General features: G+C 67.2%; 3 protein-coding genes. All 3 read right to left on the reverse strand.

All coding sequences use genetic code 11. From position 1 onward, the window contains the following. On the reverse strand, window positions 1-1,171 hold a 1,171-nt coding region (locus tag ELR45_RS29815), incomplete at its 3' end, for a sensor histidine kinase (protein ID WP_205857540.1). A gap of 101 nt (window positions 1,172-1,272) precedes the next feature. After that, window positions 1,273-1,689 (reverse strand): hypothetical protein, encoded by a 417-nt coding sequence (locus tag ELR45_RS36045; RefSeq protein ID WP_165368213.1) that lies wholly within the window; start codon window positions 1,687-1,689, stop codon window positions 1,273-1,275. Between the two features lie 81 nt (window positions 1,690-1,770). Continuing rightward, window positions 1,771-2,931 (reverse strand): peptide chain release factor 3 (locus ELR45_RS29825; RefSeq protein WP_205857541.1); only part of this gene is annotated, 1,161 nt, incomplete at its 5' end.

Raw genomic sequence — 2,931 nt, forward strand, 5'->3', positions numbered from 1 at the left:
ATATCGTCTCCGCCTGGCTCGGGTCGACGCCCGGCCCGGTGTCGCGAATCCACAACCGGACCATGCGGCCGGGGTCGATCTCGCTGCCCACCGCCACGGTGTCGGTCGGTTCGGTGAACGCCACCGCGTTCGAGACCAGCTGAAGCAGTGCCTGTGTGATCCGCTGCTCGTCGAGCTCGACCACTGCCTCGGCCCGAGCATCGACCTGCCAGCGCCGCTCGGCCATACCCCCCGCTTTGTCCAGGACATCGTCGAGCAGCTGCCCCAGTTCCACTGGCTCGGGCTGGACGAAGTCCGGACGCTGTGACTTCGCGAGCAAGATGAGATCCTCGACCAGGCGATGCATCCGATCGAGCTCGTCCAGGGCAAGATTCCGGGTCTCGGCGACATCGTCGGGATCCGATACATCCATCAGCTCCAGGTGGCCACGGATGATCGTGATCGGAGTTCGCAGCTCGTGCCCGGCGTCGTCGAGAGCTTCGCGCTGTGCACTGAAAGCAGCCTCGAGCCGGTCCAGCATCGCGTTGACCGTGTGCCCCAGGCGGGATACATCGTCGCCGCCGGCGACCGGGATTCGACCGGACAGGTCGGTGTCGCTGATCCGCTGGGCGGTCTCCCGCAGCAAGCGCAGCGGAGCCAGCAGCCGTCCCACCACGGCCCAGGCGACCACGCCGATCAACAGCAGCGAAGCCGCCGCGGCAAGAGCGTACGTCCGGTACGAGTCGATCAGGTCGGCGTGTTCGCGATCTCGCGAGTACGCGACCACATACAGGCCAGTGGCCGGGTCCCCGCTCACCGTGACCGGCACGGCGACATACCTCAGCGATCCCAGGGCGCCGTCGGCCGTCCGCGCGCGGATCCGCGACTCCGTCGACGCGCCGTCGAGCTCGCGCAGCAGTTCGGCGTCGTCTTGCAGGCGCAGGTCCACGTTCGACGGGAGCCAGGCCACCTCACCGTCGATCATGCCGAGCATGCCCTCGTTCGCACCGGGCACATTGCGCTGGAGAGCGACGAAGATCAACCGGTCGACGGACGTGAACGGTGCTCCCGTCTGCGGATCGACACCGGACTCCGCCAACCCCCGGAACTCTTCGACTTCCTGTCCGAGGTTCTCGTCGATTCTGTTGTCCACCCGTTCCCGCTGCACCAGGTACGAGAGGCCACCGGCCACCAACAGCCCGATGGCGGCCGCACCCAGGACGGCCGCCAGGACTCGCGCTCGGACCGGTAGCCCTCTCCGGACGTCCGTGCCAGCGGTTTCACTCTCCGCGCTCAGGTGTCATCCCGATCGTCGTCATCATCGTCGTCATCATCATCGTCATCGTCGTCATCATCGTCGTCGTCGTCATCGTCATCGTCATCATCATCGTCATCGTCGTCATCATCGTCGTCGTCGTCATCGTCATCGTCATCATCGTCGTCGCCATCGTCCGGTGTGCTCGGTGGGCCAGGAGTGACCGTCGTCGGCCCTTCCCGAGTCGGCTCGGGCGAGCTCTGTGTCGGTGACGGCTCCGACGGAGATGTCGGCATGCCCGGCGTGTCCGTCGTCGCACCCGGCGACGGCGTCACGCTGACGGGCTCACCGAGGTCCGGCCCGCTGTCCGGAGCCGCCAGCAACGCGGCGACACCAACGGCGGCAGCGACCAGCAACGCTACTACCGCCGCTCCAATGGTGGCGATCGACTTCACGGACACGATGGTGCGCTCTCTACAGGAGGTGACGATGAGAACTCGGTGAGACGATTCTCATCTTAAGGACGACGCACGTCATCACTGCTCCGCTTCGCCTCCGGCGACGAGCGTCTCGAGGAGGAGATCCGGGTGCCGGCGCTGGACTGATGCGAGCCGCCATCTGTCGCTGAACAACGCGAGCAACGCACCGTCGTTGCGCTCCGCCACCTCGACGTCATGCTCTGCGTCAAGCGTGCCGCGATCGGTCGGCCGGGTACGTCTGGCCAGCGTGTACGGCAGACGATCCATGCTCACCGCCGCGCCGAACTCGTGCTCGAGGCGGTGTGCCGCGACCTCGAATTGCAGCGGACCGACGGCGGCGAGGATCGGAGCGGCATCACCACGCAGGTCGGAACGGAGCAGCTGCACCACGCCTTCATGGCCGAGCTGTTCGACCCCCTTGCGGAACTGCTTCGACTTGCTGGTGTCCACGGCACGGCAGACGGCGAAATTCTCCGGAGCGAACGATGGCATGGGCGGGTACTCAACGGGCGCGTCCTTGTCGTGCAAGGTGTCGCCAGGACGCAGCGCCGTCGCGTTCACCAGGCCGACGATGTCGCCCGGGTAGGCCACGTCGACGGTACCCCGGTCTCGCCCGAACATCGCCTGCGCGTACTTCGTCGCGAACGGTCTGCCGGTCGCGGCATGCACGACGACGGAGCCACGTTCGAAGCGCCCCGAGCACACCCGCACGAACGCCACCCGATCCCGGTGCGCCTTGTCCATACCGGCCTGAACCTTGAACACCAGGCCGGAGAACGGCTCGTCCAGGTCGTGCGGAGTACCCGCGTTGTCCGGGCGCGCGGCCGGTGGCGGCGCCAGGTCGACCAGGACGTCCAGCAGGCGCCCGACGCCGATGTTGGACACGGCCGCACCGAACAGCAACGGAGTCGTCCTGCCGGCCATGAACGACGACTCGTCGTACCCGTCCAGTAACTCGGCTTCTTCCACGGCTGCCTGCCACTCGTCGCCGTGTGCCACCGTGGCCTCGTCCGGCGTGAGCCGGCGCTCGGCGGAGATGCGCGCACCGCCGGGAGCCCGTTCGAAGACCACCATGTCGCCCCGGCTGCGATCGAGCAGCCCGGTGAAATGGCCGGCCTCACCGACCGGCCAGTTCAGTGGCGTCGCGCGCAAATCGATCCGCTCCTCGAGCTGGTCACACAGGTCGAGCGCGTGTTGGCCAGGGCGGTCCCACTTGTT

This window comes from Phytoactinopolyspora endophytica (assembly GCF_004138495.1).
Lineage (GTDB): Bacteria > Actinomycetota > Actinomycetes > Jiangellales > Jiangellaceae > Phytoactinopolyspora > Phytoactinopolyspora endophytica.